The 16,724-nt window shown below is 35.4% G+C and carries 16 protein-coding genes and 1 pseudogene; 15 read left to right on the forward strand and 2 right to left on the reverse strand.

Annotation, left to right across the window (positions count from 1 at the left end; all coding sequences use genetic code 11):
• Positions 1-89 precede the first annotated feature (89 nt).
• Both J2Z26_RS14945 and J2Z26_RS14950 read left to right on the forward strand, forming a co-directional pair.
• Positions 90-842, forward strand: a complete 753-nt coding sequence (locus J2Z26_RS14945) for a BsuPI-related putative proteinase inhibitor (protein ID WP_193534713.1) — start codon at positions 90-92, stop codon at positions 840-842.
• Positions 843-1,101: 259 nt separating this feature from the next.
• Entirely contained in the window at positions 1,102-1,995 is an 894-nt protein-coding gene (locus tag J2Z26_RS14950) for a CPBP family intramembrane glutamic endopeptidase (protein ID WP_193534712.1), read from the forward strand.
• Positions 1,996-2,057: 62 nt separating this feature from the next.
• Here the strand turns inward: J2Z26_RS14950 and J2Z26_RS14955 are convergent, their stop codons facing one another.
• Positions 2,058-2,711, reverse strand: coding sequence for a DsbA family oxidoreductase (locus J2Z26_RS14955; protein ID WP_319638022.1), 654 nt, complete (start codon positions 2,709-2,711; stop codon positions 2,058-2,060).
• Between the two features lie 270 nt (positions 2,712-2,981).
• Positions 2,982-3,206 (reverse strand): annotated as a pseudogene (locus J2Z26_RS14960) (TM2 domain-containing protein); the annotation flags it as partial.
• A gap of 723 nt (positions 3,207-3,929) precedes the next feature.
• On the opposite strand from J2Z26_RS14960, the gene J2Z26_RS14965 reads away from it, so the two are divergent.
• From J2Z26_RS14965 to J2Z26_RS15025, 13 genes are all read left to right on the forward strand, one after another.
• Positions 3,930-6,392: a S8 family serine peptidase gene (locus tag J2Z26_RS14965; protein ID WP_193534710.1), complete on the forward strand. Its 2,463-nt coding sequence runs from the start codon at positions 3,930-3,932 to the stop codon at positions 6,390-6,392.
• Between the two features lie 155 nt (positions 6,393-6,547).
• On the forward strand, positions 6,548-6,697 hold the full coding sequence (locus tag J2Z26_RS14970; RefSeq protein WP_209794364.1) for a hypothetical protein: 150 nt from the start codon (positions 6,548-6,550) through the stop codon (positions 6,695-6,697).
• 763 nt (positions 6,698-7,460) lie between these two features.
• On the forward strand, positions 7,461-7,823 hold the full coding sequence (locus J2Z26_RS14975; RefSeq protein ID WP_193534709.1) for a helix-turn-helix domain-containing protein: 363 nt from the start codon (positions 7,461-7,463) through the stop codon (positions 7,821-7,823).
• 53 nt (positions 7,824-7,876) lie between these two features.
• Positions 7,877-8,605 (forward strand): YveK family protein, encoded by a 729-nt coding sequence (locus J2Z26_RS14980; RefSeq protein ID WP_193534708.1) that lies wholly within the window; start codon positions 7,877-7,879, stop codon positions 8,603-8,605.
• Entirely contained in the window at positions 8,595-9,284 is a 690-nt protein-coding gene (locus J2Z26_RS14985; protein WP_227413604.1) for a CpsD/CapB family tyrosine-protein kinase, read from the forward strand. Before J2Z26_RS14980 ends, J2Z26_RS14985 begins: the two co-directional genes overlap by 11 nt.
• A 68-nt stretch (positions 9,285-9,352) precedes the next feature.
• Positions 9,353-10,243, forward strand: coding sequence for a UTP--glucose-1-phosphate uridylyltransferase GalU (gene galU, locus J2Z26_RS14990; protein ID WP_193534792.1), 891 nt, complete (start codon positions 9,353-9,355; stop codon positions 10,241-10,243).
• Positions 10,243-10,935: a sugar transferase gene (locus J2Z26_RS14995; protein ID WP_193534706.1), complete on the forward strand. Its 693-nt coding sequence runs from the start codon at positions 10,243-10,245 to the stop codon at positions 10,933-10,935. Before galU ends, J2Z26_RS14995 begins: the two co-directional genes overlap by 1 nt.
• Positions 10,936-11,081: 146 nt before the next feature.
• A complete protein-coding gene (locus J2Z26_RS15000; protein ID WP_227413603.1) occupies positions 11,082-12,140 on the forward strand; it encodes an EpsG family protein in 1,059 nt (352 codons plus the stop codon).
• Between the two features lie 29 nt (positions 12,141-12,169).
• Positions 12,170-13,171: a glycosyltransferase family 2 protein gene (locus J2Z26_RS15005; RefSeq protein WP_193534704.1), complete on the forward strand. Its 1,002-nt coding sequence runs from the start codon at positions 12,170-12,172 to the stop codon at positions 13,169-13,171.
• Positions 13,172-13,189: 18 nt separating this feature from the next.
• Positions 13,190-14,308 (forward strand): glycosyltransferase, encoded by a 1,119-nt coding sequence (locus J2Z26_RS15010; RefSeq protein WP_209794365.1) that lies wholly within the window; start codon positions 13,190-13,192, stop codon positions 14,306-14,308.
• A 45-nt stretch (positions 14,309-14,353) separates the two neighbouring features.
• A complete protein-coding gene (locus tag J2Z26_RS15015) occupies positions 14,354-15,184 on the forward strand; it encodes a 6-hydroxymethylpterin diphosphokinase MptE-like protein (RefSeq protein ID WP_193534702.1) in 831 nt (276 codons plus the stop codon).
• A gap of 54 nt (positions 15,185-15,238) precedes the next feature.
• On the forward strand, positions 15,239-16,255 hold the full coding sequence (locus J2Z26_RS15020; protein ID WP_193534791.1) for a glycosyltransferase: 1,017 nt from the start codon (positions 15,239-15,241) through the stop codon (positions 16,253-16,255).
• A 54-nt stretch (positions 16,256-16,309) separates the two neighbouring features.
• Complete coding sequence (locus J2Z26_RS15025) at positions 16,310-16,699, forward strand: sugar 3,4-ketoisomerase (protein WP_193534701.1); 390 nt, start codon at positions 16,310-16,312, stop codon at positions 16,697-16,699.
• Positions 16,700-16,724: the final 25 nt, after the last annotated feature.

The following is a 16,724-nucleotide window of genomic DNA, read 5'->3' on the forward strand; positions in this document are numbered from 1 at the left end:
GCTGGCACCACTTTTTACTTTTATCTTGTAACGTTTTTGTAATACACACCGTCTACTTATATGAAAGACAAATTAACGAGGTGATAGAGATGAAATTAAATAAAAGTATTTTAAATGTAGTATCTACAATGTTTCTAACAGTTGCATTAGTAGGTTGTGGAATGACAGTTGAAAACCAAGTTGAAGAAGGTAAGAGTGGCTCAGAGGTTGCTGAAAAGCCAGGGAATGTAGGAATTGTAGAAGGTTCTTTAAAAACAACACTTGAAAAAGTGGAAGGTACTGCGTATAAGTATACTTTTACGATTCAAAATGATAAAACAGAAGACCTAACACTAGTATTCCCATCATCACAAGAATACGATTACAGCATCAAGAATGAAAAGGGAGAAGTTCTATACACCTTTGGTATGGATAAATCATTCTTGACAGTGATTACTGAAAAGGTACTAAAACCAGGTGAGAGTTTAGAATTTGAAGTAGACTTTTCAGAAGGCCTGCAAAATGTTGAATCAGGGAAGTATACATTGGAAATTTGGGCAACATTACAAGATAACAATGGGTTAAGAGCTAAGGTCGATGTTGATTTTGACAAATCTACTTTAGAAGCTGAACCAAATTTAGTTGGAGAAGTATTTACTACTGAACCAGTAACCTATGTCGGTCAAATCGACTTGAATTCAATTGAAATCATAAACGAAGAAGGGTTGGCTGAGGTTTATCGTTTATCAGACTCAGCAAAAGAGCAAGTGGCAGACTTAGTCGAAGAAAGCACAATCACAATTGACTTCACAATTGATTCAGACGGACAGCGTGTGGCTGAATCGTTTACAGTTAAAAATTAATTAATTGGCACAAAAACGGAAAAAGCTTGAGGGAAATATCAATCCTCAAGCTTTTATCTATTTTATGTGGGGATTTATTCAAGGTATTTATCGAATTAACGCATCGGGGGCCTGACCCCCGATGCGTTAATTCGGTAAAGTGACATTACATATTTAGCAGAAATGTCCATTTTTACAAAAAGAAATCCATATTATACTGGGCCCCTTTTCTATATAATGATGGTAACTATGTTACCAACCAAAAGGGGATACCAAAACGATGCTATCAAACATAAATCTTACATCCTCCGTCACAAAAAGAGACATTGGACTAATTCTTATCATTACGATCCTCGTAGATCTTGTCTTATACTTTACTAAGTTTTCTAGCTTCATGTTCACACTTTATGATTTACTGTTGATGATTACGTTTTACGTCGGGATTAAGCTTCATCATGTTCTTAGGGGCAACGATGATGGTCAACCAGAAGACAGAAAGTCCCTACTAAGTAAATTCGTCATCGTCTTTATTGCTTTTTACTGTGCAATGACGGTTATCGACTCATTATCTTACTCTCTTTTTGAATCGTACTGGGATAATCATGAGCAATATGTGGAGGATTCGGCAGCCTATGTAGATTCTGCAGTAGCTGAACCGCCTAAAGAGAACGCAACTGCCGAGGACATGACCTACTATGTCTTTAGTATCATCGATTCAGTAGGCTACGAGTTTCTGAGCTCGATTCTTGCGGGAACGGAAGAAATCTGGAGACTCGGTTATATGATTCTCATTTTGCTAGTACTAAAGGCAATCTTCCAAAAGAAATGGGATAGTGGAAACCATAAACCTTTCATAATCACAGCCCTGGTACTTAGCTCCTTCATGTTTGGTTGGAGCCATACTTTCGCATCTTATTACGACGACACATCTGTTTATATTGGTACTGTCATTCTATACTCAGCAGCTGGTATCATTTTAGGCTCACTTCTTTTATGGGCAAAAAATTTATGGATCCTCGTCGCGGTCCATTCTCTATACGATGTGCTCGTAACTATCTCTTGGTACTACTTTAATCTTGCTTTAGAAGTAACCATTCTTCTTTTACTAGTTGCCTATGCTTTAAACCACGTAGGGGCTAAGAAAAAGGTCGACATGCAACAACAAACTTTTTAACTTTAAAAAAGAACTAGTTTCCGATTTCTATCTTAGAAATCAAGGAACCTAGTTCTTTCATTTTATTTCTTAGGAATTTCGCACCCATCATCGTCACAATTAAGACCATCTTGGTTGTTTAGTACAACAATTTGATCTTCTGCGGAAATTTTTTCAAGTGCCTGTACAAATACTTCAGTTGGTTGTGCACCAGTTAGAGCATATTTTTTATTAATCAAGAAGAAGGGAACGCCTGTAACACCAATCTGTTGTGCAGTACGTTCATCAGCACGAACATCTTCTGCCATCGCATCACTTGCTAACATTTGGCTTACTTCTTCCCGGTCTAATCCAACCTCAACTGCCAAATCTGTAAGTGTGTCATGATCCCCGATATGCTTGGATTCTGTAAAGTAAGCATACAAAATCCGCTCAGTCATCTCTTTCATTAATCCCTTTGTTTTAGCAAACATGACCAAACGGTGCGCATCAAACGTATTTGTTTGAACTAATGTATCCATTTGAAAATCCAGCCCAGCTTCCGCTGCCATTCGTACCATGTTATTACTGTTTGCTTTTGCTTGGTCAATACTCATACCATATTTCTTAGCTAAGCTTTCGTAAATACTTTCTTTTATATCTCGTCTCTTTGTTGGATCCAACTCAAAGCAACGATAAATGACTTCTACAGGTGTATTAAGTTTAGTAATGGCCTCTTCCAGACGCCTTTTGCCAATATAGCAAAATGGTCAAGCGAAGTCTGTCCACATTTCAATTTGCATGTGTATCCCTCCAGGTTTGTTATAACCTATAGTATACCTGCAGCCGTTGTAATTTACACGTAATATAACTTCTCAAGAATGGACTTCGGGAAAATGACTTTTATATTGCGCTTGAAGTCAAAATTATCGGACTATTAATAGTCTAAGTATTAAATCAAATACTACCGAATAAAGAAGGGTATCAGGCAAATGTCTGATACCCCTTGATTATATATAATATACTAGTTAAACCATTCTATATCCTTTATCATGTTTAACTGCAAATGATTCGTCGTTAGATAATAAATAAGCAATACCTTCAATTAGTCCAATAATTGCAGGAATATAAGTCCAACAAAATACCAAATATAATATTCCTAATCCCGATTTTCCTAAATAGAACTTGTGAATACCTATTCCACCTAAAAGTATTGCAAGTACTCCTGCTGTTACTCTACTTTTAGTATAGACTGGTCTCCTTACTTCTCCAGCCCCTGAAGAGGAACTTGAAGAACTAGAAGAAGAGCTTCCGCCACCACCACCTCCAGCATTCATAAATACCATAGGCTGATTGCTTTTATTATCTTCTAGTTTTTCTATTTTTTTATTATTCTCATCAAAAAGAGAATCAACACACTTTTTACAGTAATTTTTACCCTTAAGTTCAGTATTGCAGTCTTCGCAAATAAATTTACCACACCCTACACAAGTCCCAATTGATGACTTCTCACTATGTATATAGCAAGTAATACTCATGAATAATCCCCCTCTTTAAGTTATTACTTTAGTATACTACTATTTTCGATATGTTTCACCAATATATTACAAAAAATGAAATTTATTTCCATGGAAAAATGTAGATACAGCATAGACGTTAATATAGACAATTTTTTCTAAAGTATTATTTTAATAATACTAAAGCAGGAGAGATATTTACTCCAAATGTTACGACAATTTATAACCTTTGTGTAATAGGAAACACCTCACAAAATCGTGATAATTAGAGTAAGAGGTGCAGCTAGAGTGAATAGTAAGTCTGCATTCAGGTAAGAAGACTCAGCTTCTAGTATGGAGTTGTAGCTCCTAAGCATACTTGCGGTTACATCTAGCATTGACGAGGCCTTCGACAAATGGGTGGCACTTGTCGAAAAGGGCACTTGTCGAATAGCACCAATCACGAAAGGGGCAAAAAATATGAAGCGTTGGTTATCAATTGTGTTTGCGGCAGTTTTACTTTTTTCGAGTTTCTTCTCAGGTTTTCAAACAGCGAGTGCAAGTGAAACGAGTGGGGTTTCAATCGATCCACTTTTAGACAAAGCGTTCCAAGTGGAGGCTTTACAGCAAGTCATTGTATCGTTCAAGGGAGACGGGGCACCGAGTACAAATGCACGTCAACTTTTACAAGACATTGGAATTGGAACAGGAGTTACGATGCAGTCTCTTCCAATTGCCGGAGTTCTTGCGACAAAAGCACAGGTAGATCTTCTTGCTAAAAGTAGTGAAGTCCGCTCAATCTATTTAAATAGCAAACTTCAATACTTCAACGGAGATTCTACTGATATTACTGGCGTGGATAAAGTTCGCACGGATAATGAATTCCGTCAGCAAAACGGAGGTCTACCACTTTCAGGTAAGGGTGTTGGGGTTGTTGTCAACGACAGTGGTGTTGATGGTACACATAAAGATCATGAGTTAGGTAAAAATTTAGTTCAAAACGTTGCGGCAAACTTGAATCTGAATGCAATTGATCCGACTTTATTACCTGTTACTTACTTAGAAAATGTACCTAACACAGACACAAATTCAGGTCACGGTACCCATGTTGCCGGCACGGTTGGTGGAACGGGTGCCATGTCTAGTGGGAAGTATGAAGGAGTTGCACCTGGTGCTGACTTAATTGGGTATGGTTCTGGCGCGGCGCTTTTAATCTTAGACGGGATTGGCGGATTCGATTATGCGATCACAAACCAAGCGCGATATGATATCCGTGTTATCACGAATTCGTGGGGATCATCTGGTGACTTTGACCATAATCACCCAATCAATATTGCAAGCAAAGCAGCATACGACCGCGGAATCACAGTTCTTTTTGCAGCAGGAAATGAAGGACCTGGGGAAAATACACACAACCCATACGCGAAGGCACCTTGGGTTATATCGGTAGCTGCGGGTGTAAAAAATGGTAGTTTAGCAGACTTCTCATCACGAGGAACGAAAGGTGTAGGTGGAACATTCACGATGGATGGAGTCGAGTGGACGTGGGAAGATCGCCCGACAATCACAGCGCCGGGTGTCGACATTGTATCGACAAGAGTGCTAGCACCTGTTTCGAGCTTAGCTGCCGAAAAAGATGCAGCAACTATTGACCCAGCTCACTTACCTTATTACACAACAATGAGCGGAACATCGATGGCAACTCCACATGTAGCGGGAATTGTAGCATTATTATTAGAAGCAAATCCATTATTATCACCAGACCAAGTGAAGACAATTTTACAAGAAACAGCAACGAATATGCCAGGCTTTGAGGCTTGGGAAGTTGGTGCAGGCTATGTGAACGCCTACGCTGCAGTGGATAAGGCGCTTAATGGTAAAAATTATGGAGAGACCGTAAATCTCTATCAAACGTTTAATAACAATGTTGTGTCAACAACTGAACGAGTTCCTTTTTCAGTAAACTATAATCCACTGACTCTAGTATCTACCAATGCATATGAATTTAAGGTGGAAGAAGGTCTATCTAGCCTTGTAGCAAAAGCAAACGGAGCAGGATTGTTAGGAGAAACAGGAAATCCAATTAATCTAGTGTTAATTGCTCCAGATGGAACTGAATATAGCTCAGGTGTCAGCCTGTTGTTCCCACTTTACTATGACCGGACGGTGTCGGTAAACGCACCTATGGCTGGAACATGGAAAGCTGAAATCAGAGGTCTTCGTGGAAATGAACTAAACCCAATTGGGATCTCACTGCCAGAAGAAGTTCAGGGTACATTAGCTTTTTCAAAAGTAAGCGGGTTCTCAGGTCTGAATGACATTAACGGCCACCCTGCAGCCGGTGCAATCCAAATGGGAGTAAATGAAAGACTATTTGACGGGTATTCAAACGGTACATTCAAACCAGATCAAACGCTAAAGAGATCAGAACTGGCGAAATACTTAGTGATGGGAGCAGAAATTCGTCAAACACTACCGGCAGCAGCAACATTTACCGATGTAAAAGCAACTGACTTAAGCTTTGTCGAAGCCGTGCTTGCAAAAGGTGCAGCTTTCCGTGGAGCTCAATTCTACAATGGTGTTATGGTAGGCAAAAATGGAAAGTTTGCACCGAATGATGCAGTAACTAGAGCAGAACTAGCATACTCGCTCGTTCAAAGCCTTGGCCTACAAAAAGAAGCACAAGCCTTTACTGGAGATGTGACAGTGCAATACAAGGATGAACGCGTGAAAATCCAAGATGCAGGTCAAATCCCAGCTGAACTAAAAGGCTATGTCCAGCTAGCATTAGATCTAAACATCCTAAACGCAAACTTCTCAGTCACACAAGGACCATTTGACTTACAACCAAAAGTAACAGCAACATTCAGCCCAACAGCACAAGTCACACGTGGGGAATTTGCAGTAGGAATGACAAGATTCTATAATGCATACCTAAACTAGTTTGGGGCCTGACCCCCACCGCTTTACAGCGATGAAGGGTCAGGTGTTTTTTGCATTGATACTATAGAGTGTTTGTTAAGACGGTTGTTGCGAACTTATATGATAACTCAAACAATAAACAGGGTGTCCTATTGTACGCATTAGGACACCCTTAAGTGTGTTTTAGCGAAGTCGTTGTTTTGTTCATACTTAGAAAAGATGTAACAGCTTTCTCAGCCAACATCTCTGGATTTGTTCGAAAAAGAGTAAGAATAAAGATTATCAATGCAATCGGAACAAGAGTGATTATCAATGGGGTAACATAATTTTCCTATATCATCTTCTCCTTCTAAATGTCATAGCACGTCTCCTTAAAAGCTTGTTTAGTTACATGGATATACTGTAAAGAAGTTGTCCTATGCAAAGACCACAAAAGAAGTGAGTAGCTAGGGAATATAAATGCTGCTTCAAAAATAAAATTTCAGTTTTAAAACTCCTTCTTGATTGAAAAATTGCAAAGATTCTAGAAAGTTATTCTAAAAAAAAATTAGATTTTCGAAAGTGATAATAACTAAAACGCTATTACGATTATTTCTACTTTTTCTTTATTTTAGTATATGAACATCCTCAAAAGAATTGTAGTACTGTGTACCCTTATTAAGGAATTTATTGTTTGAATTTGTAAGAATACCAAATAAAATACAGAGGCTTGTCGTAAGAAAATTGAATTTATGAAGAATAACCAATGTTCTATATAGAAAAAAATGTGAGTATATAAGATTATAGTTCTAATGATTACGAATGAAAGAAGTCCTACTTTAAAGCAGTACTTGAAGAAAAAACAATATATATACTATCACTGTGTTCTTTATTAAGAACTAGCTTATTGTAAAGATAAGAGTGATATGGTGATGTCTCCTAACCACTACTAATGGAGGCACTCGGTTATGCTGTGGGTTGTTAAACCTTAGATGCTAGTCATCAAGAGTGTAGTGTGAGGCGGGGTTAAATGCCCCAATTTATATAAATATAGTTCTGTGGAAGGAGATTGACTGCGTACGTTAATAACTAATAGAGTGGGGTAAAAAAATGATTGGTAAAAATATAACGAACCTGAGGAGACAAAGAGGATATAGTCTTTCAGAACTAGCGGATTTAGCGTCCATCTCTAAATCATATTTAAGTAGTATCGAACGAAATATAAGCAAAAACCCCTCAATCCACATTATTGAGAAAATCGCAAAAATATTAAAGGTAGATCTTATTACATTATTGAAGACAGGGACAGAATTAGATAATCATCTGCTAACAGAAGAAGATTGGGATGAGTTTTTAAAGGACTTAAAAGAACTAGGAATTAAAAAGGATAGACTAGAGCATTACAAAACGTTAATAGAATTTATTAAATGGCAAAATGAACAAACCATTCAAGAAAGAGATGTCTTGTTGTGAAACCATGCCTAAACAAAATGTGGTAACAGACATAGACCGAATTGGAGGCTTTTATGGGAGGAGTAAATAGCATTAAAGACTTGTTTAGGGTAATTCTGAATAGGTGGCTACTTATTTTGTTAATTACATTAGTAACGACGGGAATCAGTGCTGTAATTACTTATTATGTAATAACGCCGGTATACCAAGCAAATACACTAATATTGGTCAATCAGAATGATTTAGGAACAAGTCAAATTGATTTATCCCAAATAAGAACAAATATTGATTTAATTAACACCTATAGTGTCATCATTAAGAGTCCAGCTATCTTAGGAAAAGTGATTCAATACCTTGACATCGAGGAAAATATAGATCAGCTTGATGCAAAAATTACCGTAAATAGTTATCAGAATTCTCAAGTGTTTTTAGTAAAAGTAGAAGATGAAAATGCAGAGCGTGCTGTTGAACTGGCAAATGTAGTATCACAAACTTTTCAAACGGAAATAAAAAGGATAATGCATGTAGATAATGTAAATATTTTAGCGGAAGCCACATTAATGGAAAATCCAGTGCCTATTCATCCTAAGCCACTGTTATATATAGCTATTGGTCTAGTGTTTGGATTAACGATGAGTATTGGTCTTGTCTTGCTATTGTGGTATTTAAATCACACGATTACGGATGGTCGTGACATTGAATCTACGATTGGTCTTCCGGTACTCGGATCAGTTGAAAGAATCGATATAAAAAAGTTAAAAGCAGCTAAATTAAATGTAGGAGTTGAAACAGTTGAGGGTTAAAAAGAACCGGAAAGAAGCACAATTAATTGCCCATAGATACCCAAAGCTACCAATAACCGAACAATACAGGCAAATTAGAAGCAGCATTATATTTTCTGCAATTGAAAGGGATATTAGAAGTCTAATCATTACATCCCCTGAACCTGGAGATGGGAAAACAACCACAGCTATCAATCTTGCAATTGTCTTAGCTCAACAAGATAAGAAGGTATTATTAATTGATGCAGATTTAAGAAATCCATCCATTCACCATAACTTTCTTGAAAGTAATAACGAAGGACTAGTAAATGTTCTAGCAAAAACACTCGCCTTATCTGATGCAATTATCCACACTCAAGTTCCGAACTTGGATATTTTAACAAGCGGACCCATTCCACCAAATCCTTCTGAATTATTAAACTCACAAGAAATGAATCTAATTATGAAAGAATTGAAAGAAAGCTATGAGTATATCGTCTATGATACCCCTCCTGTGCTAGCAGTTACCGACCCACAAATACTAGGAAATAAATGTGATGGTGTTGTTTTAGTTACACGGAGTGGTAAGACACGTATCAATCGTGCGAATGAAGCAAAAGAACTATTAGAAAAAGCTCAGTCACATTTGCTAGGTGTAGTAATAAACGGTATTGAATCTAAGAAATCCCCGTACTTTTATAGCCAATACCCTAACTGCTAAGGATAAACGGAATAGAGAATATGAATAAACGAAGTCCAACACAAGTCCCTCAGGAAAGGTCTGAAAATATGAAAAGAATTCGAAAGGCAATCATACCAGCTGCAGGATTAGGAACTAGATTTCTTCCTCTAACAAAAGCAATGCCCAAAGAAATGCTACCAATTGTTGATAAACCAACGATTCAGTATATTGTGGAAGAAGCTGTTGCCGCAGGAATTGAAGACATTATCATTGTAACAGGCAAAGGAAAACGATCAATTGAAGACCATTTTGATAGTGCATTTGAACTCGAAAATAACTTAATGCAAAAAAACAAGTTTGATTTATTGGAAAAAGTTCAAGCTCCTTCAAAAGTTGATATTCACTATATCAGACAAAAAGAGCCTAAGGGGCTCGGGCATGCAGTTTGGTGTGCGAGAAAATTTGTTGGAAATGAACCATTTGCAGTCTTATTAGGCGATGATATTGTTCGAGCGGAAGTTCCGTGTATTAAACAGTTAATCATTGAGTATGATCGAACACATTCTTCAATTATAGGAGTGCAACCTGTTCCAGAAAATGAAACTCACAGATATGGAATTATCGATCCGGGAAACAAAATAGGAAGACGCTATGATGTTCGTAACTTTGTTGAAAAACCATCAGTAGGAACTGCACCATCTAACTTAGCTATCTTAGGACGTTACGTCTTCACACCAGAAATTTTTACATTTTTAGAACAACAGGAAGTTGGGGCAGGCGGGGAAATTCAACTGACAGATGCCATCCAAAAATTAAATGAAATTCAAAGGGTGTTTGCTTATGATTTTGAAGGAAAACGTTATGATGTAGGAGAGAAATTTGGTTTTCTACAAACAACCCTTGAGTTTGCATTGGAAAATGAGGAGTTAAGGGATCAATTGTTGGACTATTTACGAGCGAAAGTATTGCATGAACCTTCATCACTAGAGGTGAATTGATGAAGACAAAGATGAATGTTAGTGTCACTAAAGTTGAGGCCTCTGAAGTGGAAATTACATCAAAGGCTACTAACAATCTTTTCTACCTTTTTGTTAAGCGATTGATTGATCTCATTGGAGCGGTTATTGGAATGCTAATGATTCTACCTTTTATCATTACCTTCTCTGTGATTTATAAGATAGGAGAAAATAAAGGGCCAATGTTTTTTAGACAACAAAGAATTGGTAAAGAAGGCAAAGTATTTTATATTTATAAATTTCGTTCAATGGTTGTAGATGCTGAGCGAAAGTTACAATCAAACAAAGTGCTTTATAAGAAGTATATTCGTAATAATTTTAAATTAGAGCAGCATGAAGATCCGAGGATTACAAAGTTTGGTAGATTCATAAGAGCAACAAGTATAGATGAATTACCTCAGTTTATCAATGTATTAAAAGGTGAAATGAGTCTAGTTGGACCAAGACCGGTTGTAGCAGAAGAACTTAAAGAGTACACTAATCGTTTAAGTGAATTTTTATCTGTTAAACCAGGAATTACAGGCTACTGGCAGGCAAACGGGAGAAGTAATGTGGGCTATCCTGAGCGTGTGGACATTGAGTTATACTATGTTATTCACAAATCACTATCACTAGATTTTAAAATTCTGATTAAAACAGTATGGCAAGTAATTAATAGACGAGGTGCATATTAAAGAGAGAACAGTAAATAGAATAGAAAGGGCCCCCTTATGATAAGAGATCTCTGCAAAATAAGATATATTTCAAGGAGACATTCATGTTAATTTATTTTATAGTGCCCTTAATGATAGTTTATTGTTATTTTCTTTCAAGGGTTACTATGTATAGAAATAGTGATAGGTATAATGATGAACGATTTGTTGCTAGAAATAATTCAACCATCTTTTTTTGGTTCATTATTTTGTTAGCATTTGCTTCCCTGAAGGGAGAAAATGTAGGTGTAGATTATCCAATGTATTATGGTTTTTTTCTCCAAGAAAACTATCATGCATTGTTGGAACCAGGTATTAATTTTATCTATGATATCGCTGTACACTTTGATAGCTTTTATATTTTTGCGGCCAGTGTTTACTTTCTATTTCTATTCTTTATTTTGCTCGGTATTTGGAGAAATAGTCCCAATTACTTAATTAGCATATTCCTATTTATCATCATGCACATTTATTACAATGCCTTTAATCAAATACGTCAGTTAATAGCCGTTTCAATCATCTTTTGTTTTGCCCACATCCTAGTATCGAATAAGAAGTTAGATAAGTTAATCTATTTTTCCATTTTATTACTAGCCCTATTATTTCATAATAGTGCTATTTTTCTTTTTATCTTATTTTTTCTTCCCAAAAAAACATTCCATCCAAAGGTTGTCATCCCTCTTTTTGTAGTGACGGCAGTCTTGTATTTTATACCATCCGTTAAAAATCAGATAGGGGAACTAATTATATCAATATCCGGAACATATGGAGAGAAGTATTCACAGGGTACGTATAATTTTTTTGGAGTAAATAAAGAAAAAGGCTTAATGCAATTCATTCCTGTCGTTATCCAAATGTTTATTGTTTCATGCTCTCTGTACTTAACAAAGTCTAAAGCGAATCTGCATATAAATGATCGTCTCTATCAATTTAGCACAAATGCAGTCGTCGTTAACCTTTGTCTTTATTCATTGGCAGGTATAGAGGCAATTGATCGATTACAAATCTACTTCTCTTGTTTTAATATTTACTACTACTCATATTTGCTGCACATCTTGTTTAATTATGAAAACAAACTTATTGGTCAGCTTTTTGCCTGTTTTATCGTTTCATTTTGGATTTTATATTATATCTTAAGGCTAATGATCAATGTCCACGGGGTTGTACCCTATAAATTATTTATCTAGCCAATTTTCCGTAAAAGGAGATCTTTACCATGAATGGATTAAGCGTAGTAATCCCCATCTATAATGTTGAGGATTATATCGAAGAATGCTTACAAACGATTGTGGGTAGTTTGAATGGTTTTGTGAATGTACAAATTATCCTTGTTAATGATGGTTCAAAGGACCGCTCTGGAGAAATTGCTCAAAAATACGCAAAAGAGCAACCTACTTTTCACTATGTATCAAAAGAAAATGGAGGGTTATCCGATGCGAGGAATTATGGGCTGAAGTTTGTTAAGTATGAATATGTGACTTTTATTGATAGCGATGATTATATCACTGAATTCTATTTTACTGAAGTATTTAGGGCATTAAGCAAACATCCAGATTTAATTATCTTCGATTGGATGGATATTGGGGATGATGGGTACAGAAATAGGGTGAAGGGCATGGAATTTTCTGATTCGTTATGGACAGTACAACCGAGCGCGTGGAATAAGGTCTATAAGACGAGCTTATTTACAGAGGTGATTTTCCCTAAGGGAAAGATTTATGAAGATGTTGGTACCATTTATAAACTACTTTGGTATGTAAAAGACTATTTGTATATCAATAAACCATTATATATGTACAGGAAGAATAGAGCAGGGAGTATACTAACGACCATTTCACCGAAGATAAATGATATCTACGATGCATTAGAGGATACTTATTCTTTTTATAAAGAGAAGGATGCATTGACGAAAGAGAATGTAGAGGGACTCTGCTATCAATATGTGAAAATATTGTTGTGGTCTAATATGTATAGACAATTAAAGTTCTATAAGTTTAACTTTATTGGCTTTTATAAAAAAATGAAGGAAACCAGAAAATTAGTATATAAGTACTTTAATAGCTGGAGACTTAATTCCATATTATTAAGAAATTCGACTTACTTCACAAACAGGTTTGGCGAGAACTATATTAGTAGGTTGGATAAAGTAGGTGGGGGCTATTTTTCAACTGCATACACTATTTGTATAGTAATCATTCGAAATATAAGGAAACGCTGAAAGGAAGAAATCATTTTAGTGGAAAGAATAAAGATATTATTTATTATGCAAAGTTTCCAGGGTGGAGGTGCTGAAAGAGTCACCCTTGATTTGATTAATCATCTTGACCGAAAAGTATATGAGCCGTCCATACTAGTGGTGAACTGTTTTGGCGAATTAGTTCCTTCTATTCCAAGAGATTTAACTATAATAGAAGTACTATCTAAAAACGAAAAAATGATAACCCATCCTATTAAGGTAATTAGTGCTGTAATTAAGGCTGCAAGAGAGGTAGATCTAATTTTTGGAACATTAGAAATGACCCCTACTTACTTAGCGTCTATTGCTTCGATCATTACTAAAAAACAAGCCATAGGTTGGATTCACACAGATGTACGGGAATATCCTAAGACAAATCATTTGGTGCATAAGTTTCTTATCCGCACCTTATATAAAAGGTTAAAAGCAATCATTGCTGTTTCAGAAGGGGCAAAAGTTTCATTTGAAAAGATGTTTCCGCAAATAAAGGTTCCAGTAGTAAGAATTTACAACCCTATTAGATTAGATGATATCTATAAAATGGCACCTGAAGAAAATGATGTAGAAGATACAGAACCCATCATAATAGGTATTGGACGATTATCTGAAGTAAAAGGTTTTGATCATTTGATAAAGGCCCATCACTACTTAGTAAAAAAAGGTGTAAAGAATAAGTTATTAATTCTCGGAGAAGGTAGCCAACGAAAAGAGTTAGAGGCATTAATACTTGATTTAGGTGTAGAAGAAAGTGTGACTTTAAAAGGCTTTGTTGAAAATCCTTACAAGTATCTGAGAAGTGCTAGTGTATTTGTGTTAAGTTCAAGATATGAAGGCTTTTCAGTAGTTATTGCCGAAGCGTTATCATTAGGTATTCCAGTAGTTTCTTCAAACTGCCACAGTGGACCTTCCGAAATTCTAGAGGATGGTAAATATGGGTCATTAACACCTATCGGAGATTATGAGGCCCTAGCTATCAAGATTATGGAAACCTTACATTCAGTTGATTTAGAGAACAATAGAAAAGAAAGAATCAAACGCGGGCAGGATTTTTCATTACAAAAGATCATACCTGAATTCGAAAGATTGTTTTTTTTAGTCCTCCACAATAGACAAATTTGATGTCTTATTTACTAACTATATGATAGGGAGGCATTATAAAAGTTGATGAAAAAATTAATAAAGCATAATAAGTATGTCTATTCTACAGTTATGTTAGGTATAAATCTTCTTCTATATATAATCTATATTTTTACCTTTAATTCAAGGTGCTTATTAAGAGTTAGTGGGTTTAATAGAAATACCCCTTATGAAAAAATAAAAAGGTTAAAGGATAAACATAAAGGAGAAAGGTGCTTTATTGTTGCTACAGGACCAAGCCTTTTAGTCGAAGATCTAGAAAAGATAAAAGATGAGATTACATTTAGTATGAACTCTATATTCATGTCATTTGATGAAACTACCTGGAGACCTACGTATTATGGTATCCAATTCCCGGAATTCTATGAAAAGTATAAGAACCAAATAGATACACTAGATGTTAAATATAAATTAGTGGGGGATGTAATTAAAAGGGCAAAGCTATCAGATCATGATTTTTTATTCCCACTTAATATGCTCAATCATAATTGGACTCATGCTAAGTATCATACAAAGTTTAGTTCTGATGCGTTTAAGGCTATTTATAGTGGATATACCATTACTTACTCATTAATCCAGTTAGCCGTCTATATGGGTTTTAGAGAAATTTATTTGGTTGGTGTGGATTGTAATTATGCTACCAATCAAAAGCATCATTTTAAAGACTACGGAATTGTAGATCCTTCATTTATATCAGTAGGAGATAAGATGAGAGTAGCCTTTCAAGAGGCAAAGAGATTTGCGGATGCCCACGAAATAAAAATTTATAACGCGACTAGAGGCGGAATGCTCGAAGTATTTGAACGAGTTGACCTTGACAGTTTAATAGAAAAAGAGAGGTATGTAAATTATAGGTAAGATAAGTAACGTTGCTTTTTGAAAAAAAAACTTAATCATCAGTTGGTGAGAAGAATGAATCTAATAAAAGTTAGTATTATCATACCAGTATATAACAATGAGAAGTTTTTAGACAAATGTCTTAGTAGTGTGATTAACCAAACCTTGAAAGACATTGAGATTATCATCATAAATGATGGCTCAACAGATGGGAGTTTACTGAAATTAAAAGAATATGAAAGCCAAAATTCTAACATTATTCTTCTAAATCAAAAGAATGCGGGGCAAGCCTCAGCAATTAATCGTGCTTTAGAGATTGCGTGTGGAGAATACATTGGGTTTGTCGATGCAGATGATTTCGTTGACCATCATATGTTTGAAACGTTATATCAAGAAGTGAAATGCAACAATCTTGATTTGATAATCTGTAATTGGACGAAAGTTGACACGAATGGCAAAGTGTTGAGCTATAATGATCATGATAAGTATGATAATAAAATCCTAGGAAGAGATGAAGTTATTCAAGAGTTTCTATTAAATGACAAGGAACTTGTAGAAGGCTTTTCGTGGAATAAATTAATTAAACGTACTTTGTTTATGGACTATAATATTCGCTATCCTAACATTAGGTATGAAGATATTCCCACAATATTTAAAGTGTTAACTAAGGTAAATAAATGTAAATATATTAATAAAAAACTATATTACTATGTACAGCACGGTGCTTCAATTACCAATACGAAGAATGTAAATAATATTATAGGGTTTATTGCTGCTGTTGAATTGCTGTATGACATCATAGTAGAAGAAAAGTTAGAATCAGAATGTATGGAAGCCTATTATATCTACAGAAGTAAATGCTTGATAGCAGAATATATCTTAACAATTGATGTGGTAAATCATTCTAGTGTATTAAGAACAACCTTTGATACTATTTTTCAATCAATTAAAATGAATCAGTTACTCAAACCCCCAATACAAATTAAACTTATCATTCAGTTATTCTTATATAAAATTCGATTATTGCCACAATTAATGCTAACGTATCAAAAATGTAAATCTTTATATAACAAATATCTGCTGCACTCTTAGAAAAGATTCTAAGAGTTTTTTTATTGGGCAGTTTTAAGTGGGTTGATAATATTAATGAAAAATTTACTTATAGAATTTCAGATTATCGCGGACAAAAGGGGAGGATTAGTTTCCCTTGAACAATTTAAAAATATCCCCTTTGATATTAAGCGGGTTTATTATATCTTTGACACCAAGCCTGATGAAGAAAGAGGGTTTCATGCACATAAAAATCTACAACAGGTTCTGATTTGTTTAAACGGATCATGCAAAGTAAGACTAGATGATGGAACAAACAAAAGAGAATATTATCTCTCTAAACCCAATCAAGGATTACTTATTGAGAAGAGTATTTGGCGAGAAATGTATGACTTTACTGAGGGGTGTGTTCTACTCGTTTTGGCAAGTGATTACTATGATGAAAACGACTATATCAGAAATTATGAAGAATTTAAAAGGAAATAATGAAACCACGGAATAACTCATAAGA

This window comes from Cytobacillus luteolus (assembly GCF_017873715.1).
GTDB classification, from domain to species: Bacteria; Bacillota; Bacilli; order Bacillales; family Bacillaceae_L; genus Bacillus_BV; species Bacillus_BV luteola.

Excerpts from the sequence above, each read along its gene's own strand:
- J2Z26_RS14945 (WP_193534713.1), top strand. The coding sequence starts at position 90 with ATGAAATTAAATAAAAGTATTTTAAATGTAGTATCTACAATGTTTCTA.
- J2Z26_RS14950 (WP_193534712.1), top strand. The coding sequence starts at position 1,102 with ATGCTATCAAACATAAATCTTACATCCTCCGTCACAAAAAGAGACATT.
- J2Z26_RS14965 (WP_193534710.1), top strand. The coding sequence starts at position 3,930 with ATGAAGCGTTGGTTATCAATTGTGTTTGCGGCAGTTTTACTTTTTTCG.
- J2Z26_RS14975 (WP_193534709.1), top strand. The coding sequence starts at position 7,461 with ATGATTGGTAAAAATATAACGAACCTGAGGAGACAAAGAGGATATAGT.
- J2Z26_RS14980 (WP_193534708.1), top strand. The coding sequence starts at position 7,877 with ATGGGAGGAGTAAATAGCATTAAAGACTTGTTTAGGGTAATTCTGAAT.
- galU (WP_193534792.1), top strand. The coding sequence starts at position 9,353 with ATGAAAAGAATTCGAAAGGCAATCATACCAGCTGCAGGATTAGGAACT.
- J2Z26_RS14995 (WP_193534706.1), top strand. The coding sequence starts at position 10,243 with ATGAAGACAAAGATGAATGTTAGTGTCACTAAAGTTGAGGCCTCTGAA.
- J2Z26_RS15000 (WP_227413603.1), top strand. The coding sequence starts at position 11,082 with ATGTATAGAAATAGTGATAGGTATAATGATGAACGATTTGTTGCTAGA.
- J2Z26_RS15005 (WP_193534704.1), top strand. The coding sequence starts at position 12,170 with ATGAATGGATTAAGCGTAGTAATCCCCATCTATAATGTTGAGGATTAT.
- J2Z26_RS15015 (WP_193534702.1), top strand. The coding sequence starts at position 14,354 with ATGAAAAAATTAATAAAGCATAATAAGTATGTCTATTCTACAGTTATG.
- J2Z26_RS15020 (WP_193534791.1), top strand. The coding sequence starts at position 15,239 with ATGAATCTAATAAAAGTTAGTATTATCATACCAGTATATAACAATGAG.
- J2Z26_RS15025 (WP_193534701.1), top strand. The coding sequence starts at position 16,310 with ATGAAAAATTTACTTATAGAATTTCAGATTATCGCGGACAAAAGGGGA.